Consider the following 19,082-nt stretch of genomic DNA (forward strand, 5'->3'; position numbering starts at 1 on the left):
TTTTATATAATTTATATAATATATCCTGTAATAAAGCTAATATAGAAATATTACATATGTTTATTTAATGCATCAATATATACGCCTTTTGGCTGCATACCAATAAACTGCTCAACAACTTTACCACCTTTCATAATTATAACAGTTGGAATACTCATAACACCAAACTGTGCAGCTAAATTTTGGTTTTCATCTACATTTACTTTACCAACTTTAACTTTTCCTTCTAATTCTTTGTGTAATTCATCAATAGTTGGTCCAAGTAATTTGCAAGGTCCACACCAAACTGCCCAAAAGTCTACAAGAACAGGTTTATCACTATTTAAAACCTCTTCTTTAAAATTATTTTCATTAAATTCTAGTGCCATAATTAGCCTCCTTTTAATTAATACTAAATTTATCCTTTTTTTTGAAAAAGTCAATGGAAAAGACAAATTTTTTGATGAGAACATTTTTCGCATATATCATTTTCTGAATACTGACAACCACTTATAATCCCTAACCTAGTCAAAGAAAAATCATATTTTGCAGGATCTTCAGGGTTTAAATCTCTAAAAAAATCAGTTACCTTTATAACTGCTTTTTTCCCTTTTTCATTTTTTTCTATTATACCTAAATTACATGCTAAACGGAGTATATGAGTATCTGACGGCATATAAAGGCTTTTTTTGTTAAACTCATTCCAAAATCCAAAATCAACATCATCTTTTCTAACCATCCAGCGTAAAAACATATATAAACGCTTTGATGCAGATTTCCCAGGCACTGGAAGTAAAAAATTTAATCCTTGAGTTATTTCATCTAAATGTGAACGAAGAAGTATTATACCTTTATCAATATTTTCAACAGTTACCGCATCAGCAGCTTTAAAAAGGCCATATATGCTGCCATATTTATCATATACTTTTTTCATAAGTTTTGAATATGCTGCAACATCTTCTTTTGTTTGAAATCTGTAATATAGGCTGTTATTTATATCAGTATTCAAGCTGCTAATAGAGCTTCCTGCATTCTCAAAATATTTATATAAAAAACCTTGTATCGCTTTCATATTACCATAAGCAAAAGATGCTGAAGTAAATGCTATAAACTCAGTATCCCCTTTTATCTCGTGAGGAAATCTTATAGGATCAGAATAAATATATTCTTTATTATTATAAAATTTATATAAATATTCCAAAAAATTATATATTTTATCTTTATCTGCAGAAGTCATCTTTTTTTACCTTTAACCTTGTTATATTAATATTTTGAAGCGGCATATACTGACGCATAAGTTCTATTAAATTAAACCCGCCTGCATTACCTGCTTTTAATATTATAATACCTGTTTCAATATTATATTCAATTAAATAATCTTCTATTTTTACAGTTTTCAAACCGCCTTTTTTATCCTTTTTACTATAAAAGAGTTTGTTTTCTTTTTTTATCTCTTTAAATATATTATTGGTTTCATCAGCTAATTTATAAGTTGAAATAAATTCTGTTCCTGTTTTCATTGAATTTATCTGCCTTATACTTTTTGCTTTTAAACCCTCTGGAAGATTATTATTAAAAATTTCTATAAACTTATCTATATTTACAGCAGCAGATTCAAAACTCATAACTTCGTTTTCACCTTCCATACCAACAGGTAAAGGAATCCATGTATTAATTTTAGGGTGAGGATTAAACCCTTGACTATATGATAAATCTACACCACTCACAAGCAGACTGTGAATAAATATTCTATTTAAATCAAGAGCAGAGAAAAATACACCTTTTCCAAATTTTTCATATATAATTTCATACTGACAGATTATTTTATTTTCTTTTCTTTCAGGTAAAATATCTGTAATATCTTCTGATTTTTGTGGCTCTAATGTTTTAAAATCACATACACCACATGCAGAACATTTTCCATTTCTACAATCAATAGTTGCCTGTCCCTGCTCTGCTTTTTCTATTTCTTTTATATAAAACTTATCACTAATACCAGTTAGTATATTAGACCATGGTAAAATATCATTTTCATTATATCCTTTTTCTGCCATTTCAGATATATCAATGCCTATTTCATTACATAACTCTATCCATTTATTATAATCTACAAAATCATCCCATGCATCAAGATAAAATCCATGCTCTACTGTATATTCTAATGCTTTTGAAATATTCTCATCACCTCGTGATAAAAATGCTTCTAAAAGGCTCATTCTAGTATCATGAAATTTAAATTTAAATTTTCTTCTGCGAAGTTCATCTTTAAGCATATACATTCTGCGTTCAAGCTCACTTTTTGGCACCTGTCCAAATCTTTGAAATGGAGTATGTGGCTTTGGAACAAAATGAGAAACTGATACTGAAATATCAAAAGAACCTTTTTTTACTTCCTGCACTGCTTTTTTAATTTTTGATGCAGTATCTGCTATGCCTATAATATCTTCATCTGTTTCATAAGGCAGCCCTATCATAAAATAAAGCTTAACACTTGTATATCCATTTTCTGCAGCAAGTTTTACAGCAGATAAAATATCATCTTCAGATAAATTTTTATTAATTATATCTCTCATTCTCTGAGTTCCAGCCTCTGGGGCTATTGTAAACCCAGATTTACGAACTTTTGATATTTCTTTAAATAAAGTCTCTGAAACACTACTTGCTCTTAATGATGGTGTTGATAAAGAAATATTTGATGATGAAAGTTTTTTATTTAGGTTTAATATTAAAGGTTCTATTTGAGAATAATCACCAGTTGAAAGTGAAAGCAGTGATGCTTCCTGATGACCTGTTTCTTTTATTTGATTTAAAACATCAGTAACTATTTTATCAGTATTTCTTTCCCTTACAGGTCTGTATATCATACCTGCCTGACAAAATCTGCACCCAGCAGTGCATCCTCTTGTAATCTCTACAGAAACTCTGTCTTGTATTGCAGGTATTAATGGCACAACAGGTGCATAATTAAAATCACTTGTATGAAAATCTAAAAATATATCACGCATTACTTTCTTATCTTTTTCTATACTTGGAATATATAAAAAAGAATATTTGTTTAATGCAGTTAATATATCTTTTTTTGATGTATTTTTATCTTTTAATTCTTTTATATACTCTAAAACTTTTCTAAGGTTAACATCTCCTTCACCAATGTAAAAAACATCAATAAATGGCAGCAGTGGTGCAGGATTATATGTGCAGGAACCACCAGCAATAATAATTGGATAATTTTCATTTCTATCTGCTGTTTTATATGGAATACCAGTATACTTTAATATAGCTAAAACTGTAGTATAGCTCATCTCATAATGTATAGAAAATCCTAAAACATCAAACTCATCAAGCGGTTTTGATTTTTCAAGACTTCTAAATATATCTTTTCCAAAATAATCAAGAACATCTTTCCAAGGTGCAAAAAAACGCTGGCAGTATACTTTATCTGACTTATTTACTCTTTCATAAAGCAGTTTATAACCTACATGGCTTGAGCCTATTTCATAAATATCTGGAAATATTAAACAAAAGTTTAATAAGTCATTATCAGATTTAATTATAGAGTTAAGCTCACCCCCAATATATCTAGCAGGTTTTGAAACATTAATAAGCTCTTTTATATTCATATCTATCCCTTTAATCTGTTAAAGAATATCTTCTTAAATGTATAGAATTCACTATACCTACCATTGTAAAAAAAGAAAGCAGAGATGTCCCACCATAGCTGACAAAAGGCATAGGAATACCAACAATAGGCACCATACCAACAGTCATACCTGCATTAATAATAAACTGGAAAAATATATAACAGCCTACAGCCATAGCAATCAATTTGCCTGAGGCTTCCTTTGTTTTGACAGCAATACTAAATATCTTAAATATCAAAAATAAAAAAAGTAAAATTACAACAGTTCCACCAATAAGACCATGTTCTTCATTAATAACTGAATATATAAAGTCTGTATGACTTTCAGGCAGAAAGCTTAAATGTGCCTGAGTTCCACCAAGAAATCCTTTACCATTAATACCACCACTGCCAACAGCCACTTTTGACTGCTCTGCATGGTATCCATCCCCCTGCTTATCCTGCACTAATCCAAGGAATACTTTTACTCTTGTCTGCTGATAATCATGTAAATGCTGCCAGCCAATAGGCACGATAATTGCAACAGCAATTAATGCAATAATAAATACATTACGCTGCACTCCAAGCATAAGTAAAAGCATACCCCATACTGCAACATAAGTTAATGCAGTCCCTAAATCAGGTTGAGAAAAAACTAAAAGAAATGGAATTATCAGCATCCACGATTTTTGCACTATCTTAAATAAACTAAGCCTTTTGCCATCAAAATCCATAAAAAGCCAGGCAAGAGATATAACCCATATTATTTTAAATATTTCCGATGGTTGTATTCTAAAAGACCCTATTCCTATCCACCTTTGTGCTCCCATTTTAATATGCCCTAATATTAACACTATTAAAAGAAGTATTATTCCTGCACTATAAATTACAGGTGTTAATCTTACAACTTTTCTGTAATTTATATAACTCATAACAAAAAAAGAAATAATACCAAGCACAAGCCACATAAACTGTCTTTTATAAAAAGCATCAGTTTCACCAGTATATGGATTATAACCAGCACTGTATATTGAAACAATACCTATGCCTGCAAGACATAAAACAGCAGCCAAAAGCAAATAATCTGTTTCAAATAAATATTTTTTAAATTTAGCAAACATATTTTACCTTTTATTTTTATCTGGGCTAACATACCCCATATCAAGCATTTTTTTAATTATTTTACCACCTATTGGTGCTGCACTTGCACCTCCACCGCCACTGTTTTCTGCTAAAACTACAATAACATATTTAGGCTCTTTTGATGGGAAAACACCTGTAAACCATGCGTGGTCTTTATATTCTTCTGGTATTTCATCTTTTTCATATCTTTCAGTAATTTTTGCACTTACTACTTGAGCAGTTCCTGTTTTACCACCTATTTTCATTTCTTTTACTCTTGCTCTGCCTGAAGTGCCGCCTTGTTTATATACTGCATCAATTAAACCTGCCATAATATTATCCTGTATTTCTTTTGATACATATATCTGGTGTTTTAATTCTGATTCTTTTTCAGTATATTCACCTGTATTTTGATCTATAATACCTTTTAATATTCTTGGTTTATATACTTTACCACCATTGAATACACCGCTCATCATAACACCAATCTGCAATGGTGTTGCAGTCATATACCCCTGTCCGATAGATGTATTAACAGTATCACCAGGATACCATATATCTCCTCTTGCTGCCTTTTTCCACTTTCTTGATGGATATATACCTGTTTTTTCATTAGGTAAATCTATACCAGTATATTCTCCCAAAGATAAAATTTTCGAATAATACTCCATTCTATCAATATCAAGAGAAAGTCCTAAATTATAAAAATAAACATCACATGACTGTGCTAATGCTTCCTGCATATTTACTTTGCCATGACCAGTTTTTTTCCAGCATCTATATGAAAAATATGAATTTAAATGAAATATTCCTAAGCATTTATAAGCAGTTTCAGGCGTTACTACTTTTTCTTCATAACCAGCTAATGCCATGGCTACTTTATAAACAGAGCCCGGAGCATACTGACCTTCAATAGGACGGTTAATCAAAGGACTTCTTTTATCTCTGTGTATTCTTTCCCACTCTGTTTCATTAAGATATGGAGTAAACATATTTAAATCATAACTTGGAGCTGAATATAGAGTAAGCATAGAATTATCTGCAATATCTAAAACAACAACAGCACCTTTTTTATTTTCCATAACTTCTGCTGCATACTGCTGTAACTCTGCATCAATTGTTAATACAATATCATTACCTGCTGCAGCAGGATCTTCTCTTAATATATTAACAATTCTGCCTCTTGCATCTCTTTCAATTTCCATAGACCCTGAGCTTCCCCGTAGTATTTCTTCATACTGAAGCTCAACTCCCATAGTTCCAATATAGCTTCCCCGTTTATATATTCCCTTGTTCTTTTCTATATCATAAGGAGTTGCTTCACTTACATAGCCTAATATATGGCTGTAAGAAAGTCCATCTGCATACTTTCTTACAGAGTGCAGCTCAACACTTAATCCAGCAAAATCATCAGCATACTCTTCAAAATAAGCAATATCAGATAGATTTAAACCTCTGCTTATCAAAACAGATGGTATATGCTTATCTTTTAAGTCTTTCATAACTTTATTCATATCAAAATCAATGACTTCCTTTACTCGTTTAAGCATACCTATTATATCATCACCACGCCTTATATCATCTTTGTTTAACACAAGGTCATAAGATGGTGTATTACTTACAAGAAGATTCATTTTAGAATCATATATAAAACCTCTTTCTGCAATTATTTCTTTTGTTTTTATTCTATTTCTATTTGCATCAACTGCAAGCTGTTCATATTGTATAATCTGTAAAATAAATAATCTGGCAAATAAAATACAAGAAATAAATACAAAAATTCCAAAAAATAAAATAATTCTTCTTTTATAATAACCTAAAAGGTCATCTTTTAATGCTGCGAAAAGCACTTCTAAACTCCATTAAATAAAAAATGATAAGATAAAGAATAAAATCAATTATGCTGATTTTCAATATATATAACAATGATAAAATAACATTGTAACCTAATATAAGAGACAAAAATATATTATATGATAATATTGCAAATATACTAAATATAACTAATGAAAAAGATGTTTTTAAATCAAACTTATATTCTGTAAACATTTTTATTAAAGATAAAAATAAGAAAAATAATACATTTAAACCAATATATGAGCCTGCTGCATAATCAGAATATAAACCAAAAATAATAGAATAAGGTAAATATGTTTCTTCATTTATTTTAGAAGCAATAAGTACATATAAAATAATAGAGAAATTAACATTTGATAAAAAATGAAAAGTTGTGTGGGATAACACATAGTATAAAATCAGTATTAAAATAATAGATACATATCTATTTTGAATTACTTTTAACAACGAAAACATGTTCTAATTTATAAAAATCTTCGGACTGCTCTATAAATACTTTTTGAAAAAGCCCTGTATTATCACTAACAATATCCGATACTTTACCTATCCTTATACCTTTTGGGTATAACATTCCAAGCCCTGATGTAACAAATACATCACCAACACGCACATCATCTAATCTGTCATAGTAATCAACATACAAACGACCCTCACCATCACCACGCATAATTCCAGATACACGAGTTCTGCTGTTCATTACACTAACATTTGATGAAATATTTAAAATAACATCTACTTCACTTGTTGTTGCATAAGTGTTAGATACTCTGCCAACTAAACCTTGAAAACCTATTACAGGAGCATTTTTTTCAACACCATCAATATCCCCTGCATCAATAACTATATTTTTAACATAGCCGTCACTTACACCAATAACATTAGCAGGCATTTGTTTAAAATCATAAGTTCTATACAGCCTTAGTAGAGTTTCCAGCCTTTCACTTTGACTAAGTTTTTCTGATAACAAAGCATTTTCAAGAGTTAGATTATCAATTAACTTCTTATATTCTTTGTTTTCTTGTTGAACATTTACTAAATTAACATAAGAATTCCAAACATTACCAATACTTGAAAAAACTTTATTAGTAAGAAAGATGGCTGGGTTTACAACATTACCAAGCAAACCACGAAATGGACTTTCAACATTAATATTTCTTGCCTGCACTATTATAATAAGCAGTATAATAATGATAGCAAGAAACAGCCTTCTCCACTTAAACATTTGTTATTCTACTGCAACCTTTTTAAGCAGTTCTAAATCATCAAGCACTTTACCTGAACCTAAAGCAACAGCTTTAAGCGGGTCATCAGAAACAATAATAGGTAAACCTGTTTCATGAGATAAGCGTTTGTCAAGATTTTTCAGCAATGCACCACCGCCAGTTAAAACAATACCTCTGTCAACTATATCTGCAGAAAGTTCTGGTGGAGTCTGCTCTAATGCTATACGAACAGCATCAACTATTTTTCCAATAGATTCTTTAAGTGCTTCTCTAATTTCAGAATCAGAGATTTCTATTGTTTTAGGAATACCCGTAACTAAATCACGACCTTTAATTTCTGTCTTAATTTCATTTTCTAATGGAAAAGCTGAACCAAGCTTGATTTTTAAATCTTCTGCAGTAGCAGTTCCTATTAGAAGATTATACTGGCGTTTAATATAGTTGACAATATTATCATCCATCTCATCACCACCAACTCTGACAGAATTGGCATATACTATACCAGATAATGATATAACAGCAACTTCTGTTGTGCCTCCACCTATATCTACCACCATATTACCTGACGGCTCTTGGATAGGAAGCCCTGCACCAATAGCTGCTGCCATTGGCTCTTCTATTAAATAAACTTCTCTTGCTCCTGCCTGAATAGCAGAATCTTTAACAGCTCTTTTTTCTACCTGAGTAACACCTGATGGAATACATATAACCATTCTAGGACGGACAAGACTTTTACGATTATGAACTTTAAGAATGAAATATCTAATCATTTTTTCAGTAGTATCATAATCTGCAATAACACCATCTTTCATTGGGCGGACAGCACTGATATTTGCAGGAGTTCTGCCAAGCATATTCTTTGCTTCCTGACCAATTGCTAAGATTTCTCTTGTATTACTATTTATGGCAACAACAGATGGTTCGCTTGAAACTACACCTCTGCCTTTAACATATATAAGAGTATTTGCTGTGCCTAAATCAACAGCTAAATCGCTTGAAAACATATTATACATAAAATTCATAGACATTATTACTATACCTCACACAAGTATTATTGAGACTATACACTATATATAAAACACTCTATTTGAATAAATTATTTTGTATATATTGTATAAAATGCCGAAAGGGGGACTTGAACCCCCACAGGTGTTACCCCACAGGTACCTGAAACCTGCGTGTCTACCAGTTCCACCATTTCGGCATATACGATTATTCTACACCAACCATAACTGATGTGGATTTAATAACTGCATAAGCTTCTTTGCCAACTGCTAAATTTAATGATTTAACAGCATCCATAGATACAGTAGCAGATATAATATTGCCACTACCAATATCTAATTTAATAATAGCATTAACTGCACCATTTTCAATTTCTAGTATAGTTCCTTTTAATTGGTTTCTTGCACTTAACTTCATAAAGAAACATTCCTTTTATTTTTACGAAAAAAGTTTACTATAATAAATTTTAAATTGCAATATTTTTTATTATATATGGCTATTTTTTTCTAAATTTAACAAAAATGTTTTAATTTCTTTCCCAAAAGCATAGCCAGAAATACTTCCATTGGAATGAATTACTCTGTGGCACGGAATAATTACTGGTAATGGATTTTGTCCACATGCAGAGCCTGCTGCTCTGTATGCTTTTGGTGAAAACACCTTTTCTGCCAGTTCCTTATAAGATATTATACTGCCATAAGGAATATTTAATAAAGCCTTCCATACTTTCTGCTGAAATAAAGTGCCTTCATATTTAATATTTATACTAAATATTTTTCTCCTGCCATTCAAATACTCATCTATCTGCATAAAAGCATTATTTATTATTTCAGTTTCTTTAAACATATTATTATATTGATGATACTTTCCAAAAGAAATATATCTTATATAAAAATTATCAGAAGTAATATTTAAATTACCAATGATAGTTTTATATGTATAATAATATAATTTCACACATTAATCCGTAAAAGTTCTCATAATACGGCTTCTTGTAGGATGCCTTAATTTACGAAGCGCTTTTGCTTCTATCTGCCTGATACGCTCTCTTGTTACTGTAAACTTTTTGCCAACTTCTTCTAATGTATGGTCAGAATCACAGTCAATACCAAATCTCAGCCTTAACACACTGGCTTCTCTTGGTGATAAAGTATCAAGTATATTTCTTGTATGTTCTTTTAATTTTAAATAAGTCACTTCATCAGATGGATTTTTAGCTGATTTATCTTCAATAAAATCTCCAAGGCTTGAATCTTCATCTTCCCCTATAGGTGTTTCAAGAGATACAGGCTCTTTTGCTATTTTCATAACCTTTTTAATTTTTTCAACTGGTATATCCATTTTTTCAGATATTTCTTCAGGTGTTGGCTCCCTGCCTAAATCCTGCTGCAGGTTGCGTGTTACTTTCATCATTTTATTGATAGTTTCTATCATGTGAACAGGTATACGGATAGTGCGTGCCTGATCTGCAATAGCTCTTGTAATTGCCTGCCTAATCCACCATGTAGCATAAGTAGAAAATTTATAACCTTTTGAATAATCAAATTTTTCAACAGCTTTCATTAGACCAATATTACCTTCCTGAATTAAATCAAGAAACTGCAAACCTCTGTTTGTATATTTTTTAGCTATGCTTACAACAAGCCTAAGGTTTGCTTCAATAAGCTTAGATTTTGCACTGTCAGTTACATACTCACCTTCTAAAAGGCTTTCATATATCTGCTCAAATTCTTCTTTTTCTATGCCAATATTATTATAATGAGTATTTATTTTTTCAAGTGTTTGAGTATGTTTATTTATTATAGTATTAATTTCTTTTTCACGCATTCCATGATTAGATGCAATATCAGTTATTTCCTCTTGAGTAATGCTGAACATATAAAGAGTGTCCACTTTTAAAATTTTGGCTACTTTATTAAGCTCATACATACTGTCTTGAACAGCATCATAATTGATTTTAATATCCTGAGATATTTCATTAATAGTCATAAAATTAACTTTTATATCAAGAAGTTTATCTGTTAATTCTTCAATTGATGCTTCTAACTCTGATTTCTTTTTTTTCTGCTCATCAGCAGACATATTTTTAGCATTTCTTTTATATTCTTCAGATAATGTAATATCTTCACGGAGTTTACTAACTATTTCATCAATAGTATCAAAAAACTGTGCTTTTAACTGAGCTTCTTTATTGTCTTTGATTTCTTTAACTGCTTCTTCATCCATTTCTTCAAAATCTTCCTGCAGCTGCTCCATTTCAATATCGTCTTCTTCTATATCTATTATATCTTTAAGACGCATTGTATCATTTTTAACACCTTCTGAAAATTCCATAAACTTAGCTGCAGTTGACGGAAAAGAAAGAATTGCTTTAATTACTTTTCTTTGACCTTTTTTAATCTCTTTTGCAACATTAACTTCATCTTCTCTATTTAAAAGTGGAATATTTCCCATTTCTTTTAAATAAAGTCTGACTGGGTCATCAGTGCTTAAAATCTCTTCTCCATCTTCCTGATATTCACCGTCAATAGATGATAAGCCGTCTTCATCATCTTCATCATCTATTACAACATTTGTAGGAAAAATATTTCCTTTTTTACTTTTGTTATCTATAACATCTATTTTAAGCTGTGAGAGCAATGTTATTATTTCATCAAGAAAATCACTTGTTGCTGCATCTTCTGGCAGAGCATCATTAATCTCATCAAAAGTAAGAAACCCTTTTTCTTTACCCAGGGTGATTAATTGTTTTACTTCAGGTAGTTTGATTTTCTTTGACATAAAATTTATTCACCATCCTTATTTTTACCTGCAATCAGTTTTGTAAGATTATTTAATTCCTGCAAAATACTGACTTGTGCTGTTTTGTCAGTGGTTGTTCGCATTAAATCTATCAACTCATTCTGACGCTTTTTTAGATAATTAAGTTCAATCTGTCTTTTATTTTTCAATGCTTCATTATAAACATTGTCTTCTGCAATTTCACGCATTGCAAGCTCTACAAATTGACTTCCTAATTCATGCATAATGTCTTTAGTATCTGAGATTTTTGGTAAAAATTCAAGTAATTTTTTTAAAATACTTCTGATTTCACCATTATTTATCATTTCCAAATTCATATCTGTAAGCAGTTCATCAATAATATCAACTGGCAAATGATATAAACATGCTGCAAAATCTATCTCGCATAAGTATAAATTTTTATTAGCTGATTTATTTATTACAACATTTTTTTTATATAGGTTTGCTGCTAATTCTTCTTGAATATTTTCTTTTTTCAAACCAAATATATCTGCTGCTGCTTCAATATAATAATCTCTTATATGCAAATTTTCTATTTTTAAAAGCATATCTTTTACTGATTTATACCTTGAAAGTTTAATATTAAAATCATTTTTAGCAGAAAGAACAAGTCTTTTAATCATATTTATAAACAAATCTTCCCTTTTATCATATAATGATTTAAAATTATCTATTCCATAATTCAATATATAACTGTCAGGATCATCAGTCTGTGGTAAAAAAACAACCTTTGGGAAAAGTCCACTTTCAGCAAATCTTTCAAGACTTCTAAATGCTGCCTTTTCTCCAGCATTATCACCATCAAAAATAATAGTTATTTCTTCAGCATACCTTTTCAAAAGACCTATCTGCTCGTGGGTTAAAGCTGTTCCCATAGGTGCTACTGAATTTTTAAAACCATTTTTATAAAGACGCATTACATCAAAATAGCCTTCTACAATAAGCACATTTCTACTTTGTTTCATAGCATCTTTTGCTTTATCTATATTAAATAAAGTATACCCTTTATGAAATACAGAGCTTTCTGCTGAATTTAAATATTTTGGATTAGAGCCATCTAAACTTCTGCCTGCAAAAGCAGCAATTGAGCCTGTTATATTTTTAATAGGCAGCATTAATCTGTTAAAAAATCTAGCATAAGTAGCACCATATTTTGACTCTTTAAAGAAACCTGAATTATAAAGAATATCTTTTGGAAACATTTTATAAACTGCTGAATAATTAACATCAGAGGCAAGAAAACCTATGCCAAACTCATTAAAATCATCATCATTAAAGCTGCGGTCTAAAATATATTTTCTAGCTTCTTCCCCAGCACTTGTATAAAAAAGTTTCCGTGAAATCTTCTGTATTTCATCATGAAGAGATAAAATATCCTTGGAATGAATATTTTCTTTTCCATCATATTCTACATTTATGCCGTATTTTTCTGCCAAATATATAGCTGCATCTTGATATGAAAAACCAAGCCTGCGCATTATAAATGTGATGCCATCACCTTTTGCATCACAACCAAAACATTTAAAAAATCCTTTTTCACTGTCTACTTTAAAAGAAGGAGATTTTTCATTATGGAATGGACAAAGCCCCCATAAATCTCTGCCTTTACTGCGTAATTCTACATAAGGCTCTATAATAGAAGCAATATTTATTAACCTAATCTGTTCAAGCATTGATGAGGTAAATCGTGCCATAACTATTTCAGCTCCTTATAGTAGTAAAAGGTTTAATATATATTTTTTTAAAATAAAATCAATAAAGAATTTAAAAAATTTAATATTTTTTTCTTAACTAACAGGACAAATGTTACACTTTTAGTAAAAAATAAATCTTAACTTAATATAAATCAAGCAATAATTTATTTTCAATAACAATCTCATATGGAGATTTAAAATTTAAGCATGTTTTAGCAGTATTATTATATCTATCTTCATGCTGTTTAAGAGCCTTAATTAATTCATCTTTGGAATAGAATTTATTATTTGCATATAAAATTTTTCCATCCTCTCTATGACTTCTTTCCACCTTTCCATTCTGCCAAGGTGAATAAGGTCTTATTCGTTTAATAGTATATCCTTTCTTTTCAGCTGTCTCTTCAAAATAGCTTTTCTTGTTTGTAACTTCCTTATCATTTACAAACTCATAGCCATTATCCACTTGAATTGTTTTTAGTGGAAAGCCAAATTTACTTTCCAGTTCGTCTAAAAACTTACCTGTTTCAAATGTGCTTTTTTCTTCTACTATTTCTAATACTCTCATTCTGCTGTATTCATCTATCGCTGTTATCTGATAATATTTTTTACCATAGCTGGAAAACATTATACATTCCTGTGGAACATATTTTATATCTATCTGAACCTTGTCGCCTATATACTGACCTGTTATTGGTTCATATCTTGTATAGCTCTTTTTTGACTTGTTTAATGACTTTAAGCCTTTCTTCCTTATCTGCATACACATACTGCCAAAACTACGATTATAACCAATTTCTAGAAGTCTGACATATACCTCCGCATTACCATACAAACCATGCTCGGCATATGTGTTAAATATTAAATCAAGCTCTTCTTTACTATGCTTATTTGGACTGGTTCTTGGTCTACGACTTTTAAAAGATAAACTCTGAACTGTTCCATCATATTTCTTTAAATGCCTGTATACAAACATACGGTTCACTTGATATTTGCGGGCTGCTTTCGTTGCTCCTTTTTTTAATGCATACTCACATAACCGTTGACGAAATCGCATTTCTTCTGTTATTATCACTTTATTCATTGTGATACCTCTTAGTTTAGTTTAGTTTTTTGCTTAATTTTATACTATATACTAAGAGGTATTTTTTTATACTTATTTTTGTAACATATGTCTCATAATCTTACAGAATTTAAAAAATTTAATATTTTTTAAAGAGAAAAACCTGCCTTTTTAGTTAAAAGCAGGTTTATAATCAATAATTATTTATTTTTTAATTTATATGCAGAACTGCAGCATGAAGAAGTGCATCCATTTGAGCTGCCACAAGCACATGAACAGCCTGATTTACCTGTTAATGTTTTATATATTTTTCTGATGCTTATAAAAGCAGCCAGTAAAACTATTGATACTACAATAATATTTCCTAACATAAAATATCTCCTTATGTTACATAAAAAGTCTGCCTGTCTGATATATTATAAATGTTACAATATATGCTACAGCAGTCATACCAAAGAATTGGAAAAATGCCCACTTCCATGAGTTACTTTCTCTTTTTACAATGGCAAAAGTTGCCATGCAGGGTGCACTTAAAAGAGCAAATACCATAATAGCAAACCCTACAAGTGGAGAATAATTTTCACGAAGTTTATCTCGTAATGCTTCAGAATCTTCCCCTGCTTCACCAAGAGAATAAACGATACCCATTTGAGCAACAAACACTTCTTTTGCGGCAAAAGCACCAATTAATGCTGTGCCTATTTTCCAGTCAAACCCAATAGGAGCAAGCACTGGTTCAATAAATTTGCCAATTCTACCTGCTGCACTGTATTCAAGCTCAGCTTCTGCAACTTTATTATTAATTTCATCTATCTGCATATTTGCTTCTTCAATTTCTACTGCAATTTTTTCTGCCTTTGCAAGTTCTCTGTCGCTTAATTTTGAATTAATGCTTTCTGCTTCCTGCATATTTTCATCAGTCATAACAACATAACCAATTTTTACAAGTTCAGCAGTTTTTTCTTCTATAATCTGTTCTAATTCAGACAGCCCTTTTTCATATTCCGCAACTTTATTTTCTGGGAATAATGGAAATACTGTTAATGCCCACATTACAATAGACACAAATAATATAATTGTTCCTGCTTTTTTAAGATACAGCCAGCTGCGTTCCCACATCTGCATTAATACACCTTTTAATGTAGGAATACGGTATGGTGGCAGCTCCATTACAAATGGTGCAGATTCGCCTTTTAATACTGTCATACCTAAAATTTTTGCAATAACTATGGCAATTACAATACCTATTAAATATACAACCCATAACACTAAAGCCTGATTTTTATCAAAAAATGCTGGAATAATAAGTAAATATATTGGCAGCCTTGCACCACAGCTCATAAATGGAGTTACAAGCATTGTTAATATTCTATCTCTTTGGTTATCAAGAGTTCTTGTTGCCATAATTGCAGGAACAGAGCAGCCAAAGCCAATTAAAAATGGAATAAAACTTTTACCATGAAGACCAATTTTATGCATAACTTTATCCATAATAAAAGCAACCCTTGCCATATATCCACTGGCTTCAAGTATAGCTATTGCTATAAACAAAAATATAATATTTGGTAAAAACACAATAACACCGCCAACACCACCTATGATACCATCAACAATTAAAGACCTAAGCAAATCATGAGTTATCAGCACATTTGCCTTTTCACCTAGAAATCCAAAAAACTGCTCTATAAAGCCCATAAATGGGTCACCAAGAGTAAAAGTTAAATGGAACACTAAATACATAAGTCCTAAAAATATAGGAATACCAAGAACTCTATTCACTAAAACAGAATCTATTGCATCGCTCATATTATGTCTTGCTTCAACTGTTGTTGTAACACATTCCTGACATGCTCCAGAAATAAAGCCATATCTGGCACTGGCTATTGCAGTTTCTGGTGAATCACCAAGCATTTCATTAATATCTACATTTGCTCTTTTAATTTCTTCTTGAATAATTGGCGAAGGAATAACCTGCATAACATCTTTATCACCTTCTAAAAGCTTAACTGCAAGCCATCTTGTATTATAATTTTCTATATTAGTTGAATGCTGTTTAATTAATTCTTCAACAGAGTTAACATATTTTTCTATTACTTTATCATAAGTAATTACAGGATATTTTATATCAGGCATATTAGCAGCTTTAAGTGCTTCATCAAGTATATTTTTAATACCATCCCCTTTACTGCCCACTGTTTCTATTATAGGAACTCCAAATAGATTAGAAAGACTTTTAATATCTATTTTAATACCCATTTCCTGTGCCATATCTTTCATATTAAACACAAAAACAAGTGGTATTCTAAGCTCCATAAGTTGAACAGCTAAATAAAGATTTCTTTCTAAATTTGACGAATCTATAATATCAACAACAACATCTGGTTTTTCATTAATAATAACATTTCTTGCAACTACTTCTTCAACAGAATATGCTGTTAAACTATAAGTTCCTGGTAAATCTATAATTTTTAACTGTTGATTATTATATGTAATAATACTTTCTTTTTTTTCAACTGTAACTCCAGGATAGTTGCCTATATGCTGCCTTGCCCCAGTTAACGCATTATATATAGTAGTCTTACCAGAGTTTGGATTGCCAGCAAGAGCTATTGTTAAATTTTCTTTCATATCAGTCCTCATAAATAATTTTAGTTAAATGTATTTTTTTAGTCTATCCTAAAATATATTATAAAAAAATAAAACTATATCATTTCAACTTCTATTTTAGATGCTTCATCTTTTCTTAAAGATAAATGATAACCTTTCACTTTCATTTCAACAGGGTCACCAAGTGGTGCAACTCTCTCCACCTCTATGACAGTTCCTGTTGTAAGTCCCATTTCTGTAATTCGCTTAAAAAGATTACCTTTTGAAGTAATCTTTACAACTTTACAGCGTTCTCCAGGACGAACATCATTTAATTTTTTCACAATACGACCTCCTTGCAGTTGTTTGCAGTGATTTTTATGAACTTTATCTGAAACAGAAGAGATACATTCCTGACAAACTTCTAAAGAAACAGTCTTATCACAATGACTGATTTTACCATTTGCCCAGTCTTCACCACCCCTTGGACATATCTCAATAAATTCAGCAAATCTAGCAAGCTTATCAATAATTTCCACAGATATACCATGCTCCATAGCACATGCTGCTTTATCAGCCTCTTCCACAGAAATACCTAAGACTTTAACAAGAAAATCTTTTAAAAGCTCATGACGGCGTAATACATCCATTGCTGCCATACGCCCTTCATTTGTTAAAGTAATAACATCATAAGGTGCATAGTTTATCATACCTTTATTTGCAAGTGTTTTTAAAGCACCAGTAACAGAAGCATTTGAAACATTCATCCTTTTAGCAATATCTTTTGGCCTGACAGCTTCTTTTTCAGATATAATAAGGTAAATAGTTTCTAAATAATCTTCTAAACTAGAAGTAAGTTCTTCACTCAAATACATATCCCATTTGCACTAATAAATTATTTTTATACATAAATATACTATTTTAGTAGACAAGTCAATATGAAATATTAATATATTGATATAAAATATTTATTAATAAAATATAAAATCTTTATTATTAATGATTTAACTAAAAGAATAATTTATTTTATTAATAAATATTATCAAAAAATCTATTTATGAATTTTTTTAATAATTTTATGTCAGAAATTAGTAACCAAAATAAAAAAATATGTTACAATAAAAATATATAAAAATAATTTATGAGGTATGTAATGAAAAAAATTTTTAGGAAAATCCATCTTTATATGGCACTTTTTACTATTCCTGTTGGTATAATGATGGGTCTAACAGGAGCTTTATATGTTTTAGGAGCTAATCAGGATACTGGAGCAGAAATTAAATCATATACAGTTAATCATACTATCCCAAAAGGTGAAGAAGTTGCATTTTTAGCAAAATGGACAAAAGAAAATAATATAAAAATGCCAAAAGCAAATGTTTCTCTAGATAAATCAAAAATAAATAGAAATATTGGAAGTGCAGGATATGTTATTACATTAAAAGAAAAAGACGGTATTACAGAAATTATCACGCTGGATAGAAGTATTCTTGGTGATATGATTATGCTGCATAAAGCAAAAGGCGGGTTATTATTTAAGATAATGTTAGTTTTATATGGTATTGTTTTAATTTCATTTTATATTTCAGGTCTTATTATAGCAATTTTTAAGAAAAATGTTAATGGAAAACTTGTTCCAAAAACTGAAAATTATATTGTAATAGCAGCAGGTTTTATTGTAACAATTATTTTAGCAGTATTATCACTGTAATTTAAAAATATATAAAATTTAAAAACTGTCAGAAAACAACTTTTGACAGTTTTTATTTATTATAAACCTAATTACTGATTATTCTTTTGATTTCTTTTTTCGTCTTTTTTTCATATTTGCAGGCATTACATCTATTATCCTGCCAGCAAATTTAGTTTTATTTAATTTTTCTATTGCCATTTTACTGTATTCATCATCCATATTAATAAAACAAAACCCCCTAAATCTGCCAGTGCCATTATCTTTTATTAAAGCAACAGATTCTACTTTTCCATACTTAGAAAATAACTCTTTTACACTGTTCTCTGTAACTCCATAATCTAAATTCCCAACATAAATACGCTTCATATTTCACCATAAAAGTAAATAAATAGAAAAATATATTATATAATTACTCATAAAAAAACAACTTTTTTCTTATAAA

At 30.2% G+C, this 19,082-nt stretch carries 18 protein-coding genes and 1 tRNA gene; 1 reads left to right on the forward strand and 18 read right to left on the reverse strand.

The window, feature by feature from the left end; all coding sequences use genetic code 11:
- Positions 1-50: 50 nt before the first annotated feature.
- The 17 genes from trxA to N508_RS01870 form a co-directional block, all read right to left on the reverse strand.
- Complete coding sequence (trxA, locus tag N508_RS01790; protein WP_023276371.1) at positions 51-368, reverse strand: thioredoxin; 318 nt, start codon at positions 366-368, stop codon at positions 51-53.
- A gap of 50 nt (positions 369-418) precedes the next feature.
- Complete coding sequence (locus tag N508_RS01795) at positions 419-1,216, reverse strand: TIGR02757 family protein (protein WP_023276372.1); 798 nt, start codon at positions 1,214-1,216, stop codon at positions 419-421.
- A complete protein-coding gene (locus tag N508_RS01800; protein ID WP_023276373.1) occupies positions 1,200-3,599 on the reverse strand; it encodes a TIGR03960 family B12-binding radical SAM protein in 2,400 nt (799 codons plus the stop codon). Before N508_RS01800 ends, N508_RS01795 begins: the two co-directional genes overlap by 17 nt.
- 10 nt (positions 3,600-3,609) lie before the next feature.
- Positions 3,610-4,719 (reverse strand): rod shape-determining protein RodA, encoded by a 1,110-nt coding sequence (gene rodA, locus N508_RS01805; protein WP_023276374.1) that lies wholly within the window; start codon positions 4,717-4,719, stop codon positions 3,610-3,612.
- A 3-nt stretch (positions 4,720-4,722) separates the two neighbouring features.
- Positions 4,723-6,570 carry a penicillin-binding protein 2 gene (gene mrdA, locus N508_RS01810; RefSeq protein WP_023276375.1) on the reverse strand — a complete coding sequence of 616 codons (1,848 nt, stop codon included), beginning with the start codon at positions 6,568-6,570 and terminating at the stop codon, positions 4,723-4,725.
- The gene (locus N508_RS01815) at positions 6,545-7,024 is read right to left on the reverse strand and encodes a hypothetical protein (protein ID WP_040637086.1); all 480 of its coding nucleotides are present in this window, start codon (positions 7,022-7,024) and stop codon (positions 6,545-6,547) included. The genes mrdA and N508_RS01815 overlap by 26 nt, the downstream gene beginning before the upstream one ends.
- Positions 7,002-7,799, reverse strand: a complete 798-nt coding sequence (gene mreC, locus N508_RS01820) for a rod shape-determining protein MreC (RefSeq protein WP_023276377.1) — start codon at positions 7,797-7,799, stop codon at positions 7,002-7,004. The genes N508_RS01815 and mreC overlap by 23 nt, the downstream gene beginning before the upstream one ends.
- A 3-nt stretch (positions 7,800-7,802) precedes the next feature.
- Positions 7,803-8,828, reverse strand: a complete 1,026-nt coding sequence (locus N508_RS01825) for a rod shape-determining protein (protein ID WP_023276378.1) — start codon at positions 8,826-8,828, stop codon at positions 7,803-7,805.
- A gap of 92 nt (positions 8,829-8,920) precedes the next feature.
- Positions 8,921-9,004: transfer RNA gene (locus N508_RS01830), tRNA-Leu, on the reverse strand.
- An 8-nt stretch (positions 9,005-9,012) separates the two neighbouring features.
- Positions 9,013-9,222, reverse strand: a complete 210-nt coding sequence (locus N508_RS01835) for a TOBE domain-containing protein (RefSeq protein WP_023276379.1) — start codon at positions 9,220-9,222, stop codon at positions 9,013-9,015.
- 69 nt (positions 9,223-9,291) lie between these two features.
- Positions 9,292-9,762, reverse strand: coding sequence for a methylated-DNA--[protein]-cysteine S-methyltransferase (locus N508_RS01840; protein ID WP_023276380.1), 471 nt, complete (start codon positions 9,760-9,762; stop codon positions 9,292-9,294).
- A gap of 3 nt (positions 9,763-9,765) precedes the next feature.
- Positions 9,766-11,586 (reverse strand): RNA polymerase sigma factor RpoD, encoded by a 1,821-nt coding sequence (gene rpoD, locus N508_RS01845; protein WP_023276381.1) that lies wholly within the window; start codon positions 11,584-11,586, stop codon positions 9,766-9,768.
- Between the two features lie 5 nt (positions 11,587-11,591).
- Positions 11,592-13,301 carry a DNA primase gene (dnaG, locus tag N508_RS01850; protein ID WP_023276382.1) on the reverse strand — a complete coding sequence of 570 codons (1,710 nt, stop codon included), beginning with the start codon at positions 13,299-13,301 and terminating at the stop codon, positions 11,592-11,594.
- 142 nt (positions 13,302-13,443) lie between these two features.
- Positions 13,444-14,382, reverse strand: a complete 939-nt coding sequence (locus tag N508_RS01855) for a DDE-type integrase/transposase/recombinase (RefSeq protein ID WP_023275060.1) — start codon at positions 14,380-14,382, stop codon at positions 13,444-13,446.
- A 179-nt stretch (positions 14,383-14,561) separates the two neighbouring features.
- The gene (locus N508_RS01860) at positions 14,562-14,732 is read right to left on the reverse strand and encodes a FeoB-associated Cys-rich membrane protein (protein ID WP_023276383.1); all 171 of its coding nucleotides are present in this window, start codon (positions 14,730-14,732) and stop codon (positions 14,562-14,564) included.
- Between the two features lie 16 nt (positions 14,733-14,748).
- The gene (gene feoB / locus N508_RS01865; protein WP_023276384.1) at positions 14,749-16,989 is read right to left on the reverse strand and encodes a ferrous iron transport protein B; all 2,241 of its coding nucleotides are present in this window, start codon (positions 16,987-16,989) and stop codon (positions 14,749-14,751) included.
- Positions 16,990-17,063: 74 nt separating this feature from the next.
- A complete protein-coding gene (locus N508_RS01870; RefSeq protein WP_023276385.1) occupies positions 17,064-17,816 on the reverse strand; it encodes a metal-dependent transcriptional regulator in 753 nt (250 codons plus the stop codon).
- A 284-nt stretch (positions 17,817-18,100) separates the two neighbouring features.
- Here N508_RS01870 and N508_RS01875 point away from each other — a divergent pair, with 284 nt between their 5' ends.
- Positions 18,101-18,658 (forward strand): hypothetical protein, encoded by a 558-nt coding sequence (locus N508_RS01875; protein WP_023276386.1) that lies wholly within the window; start codon positions 18,101-18,103, stop codon positions 18,656-18,658.
- Positions 18,659-18,736: 78 nt separating this feature from the next.
- On the opposite strand, the gene N508_RS01880 is transcribed toward N508_RS01875, so the two are convergent.
- A complete protein-coding gene (locus N508_RS01880; protein WP_023276387.1) occupies positions 18,737-19,006 on the reverse strand; it encodes an RNA recognition motif domain-containing protein in 270 nt (89 codons plus the stop codon).
- Positions 19,007-19,082 lie beyond the last annotated feature (76 nt).

It is taken from the genome of Mucispirillum schaedleri ASF457 (assembly GCF_000487995.2).
GTDB lineage: Bacteria > Chrysiogenota > Deferribacteres > Deferribacterales > Mucispirillaceae > Mucispirillum > Mucispirillum schaedleri.

Coding starts and splice junctions, on each gene's coding strand:
- N508_RS01880 (WP_023276387.1), bottom strand. CDS start 19,006: ATGAAGCGTATTTATGTTGGGAATTTAGATTATGGAGTTACAGAGAAC.
- N508_RS01825 (WP_023276378.1), bottom strand. CDS start 8,828: ATGTCTATGAATTTTATGTATAATATGTTTTCAAGCGATTTAGCTGTT.
- N508_RS01855 (WP_023275060.1), bottom strand. CDS start 14,382: ATGAATAAAGTGATAATAACAGAAGAAATGCGATTTCGTCAACGGTTA.
- rodA (WP_023276374.1), bottom strand. CDS start 4,719: ATGTTTGCTAAATTTAAAAAATATTTATTTGAAACAGATTATTTGCTT.
- N508_RS01875 (WP_023276386.1), top strand. CDS start 18,101: ATGAAAAAAATTTTTAGGAAAATCCATCTTTATATGGCACTTTTTACT.
- rpoD (WP_023276381.1), bottom strand. CDS start 11,586: ATGTCAAAGAAAATCAAACTACCTGAAGTAAAACAATTAATCACCCTG.
- trxA (WP_023276371.1), bottom strand. CDS start 368: ATGGCACTAGAATTTAATGAAAATAATTTTAAAGAAGAGGTTTTAAAT.
- N508_RS01860 (WP_023276383.1), bottom strand. CDS start 14,732: ATGTTAGGAAATATTATTGTAGTATCAATAGTTTTACTGGCTGCTTTT.
- N508_RS01835 (WP_023276379.1), bottom strand. CDS start 9,222: ATGAAGTTAAGTGCAAGAAACCAATTAAAAGGAACTATACTAGAAATT.
- dnaG (WP_023276382.1), bottom strand. CDS start 13,301: ATGGCACGATTTACCTCATCAATGCTTGAACAGATTAGGTTAATAAAT.
- N508_RS01800 (WP_023276373.1), bottom strand. CDS start 3,599: ATGAATATAAAAGAGCTTATTAATGTTTCAAAACCTGCTAGATATATT.
- feoB (WP_023276384.1), bottom strand. CDS start 16,989: ATGAAAGAAAATTTAACAATAGCTCTTGCTGGCAATCCAAACTCTGGT.
- N508_RS01795 (WP_023276372.1), bottom strand. CDS start 1,216: ATGACTTCTGCAGATAAAGATAAAATATATAATTTTTTGGAATATTTA.
- mreC (WP_023276377.1), bottom strand. CDS start 7,799: ATGTTTAAGTGGAGAAGGCTGTTTCTTGCTATCATTATTATACTGCTT.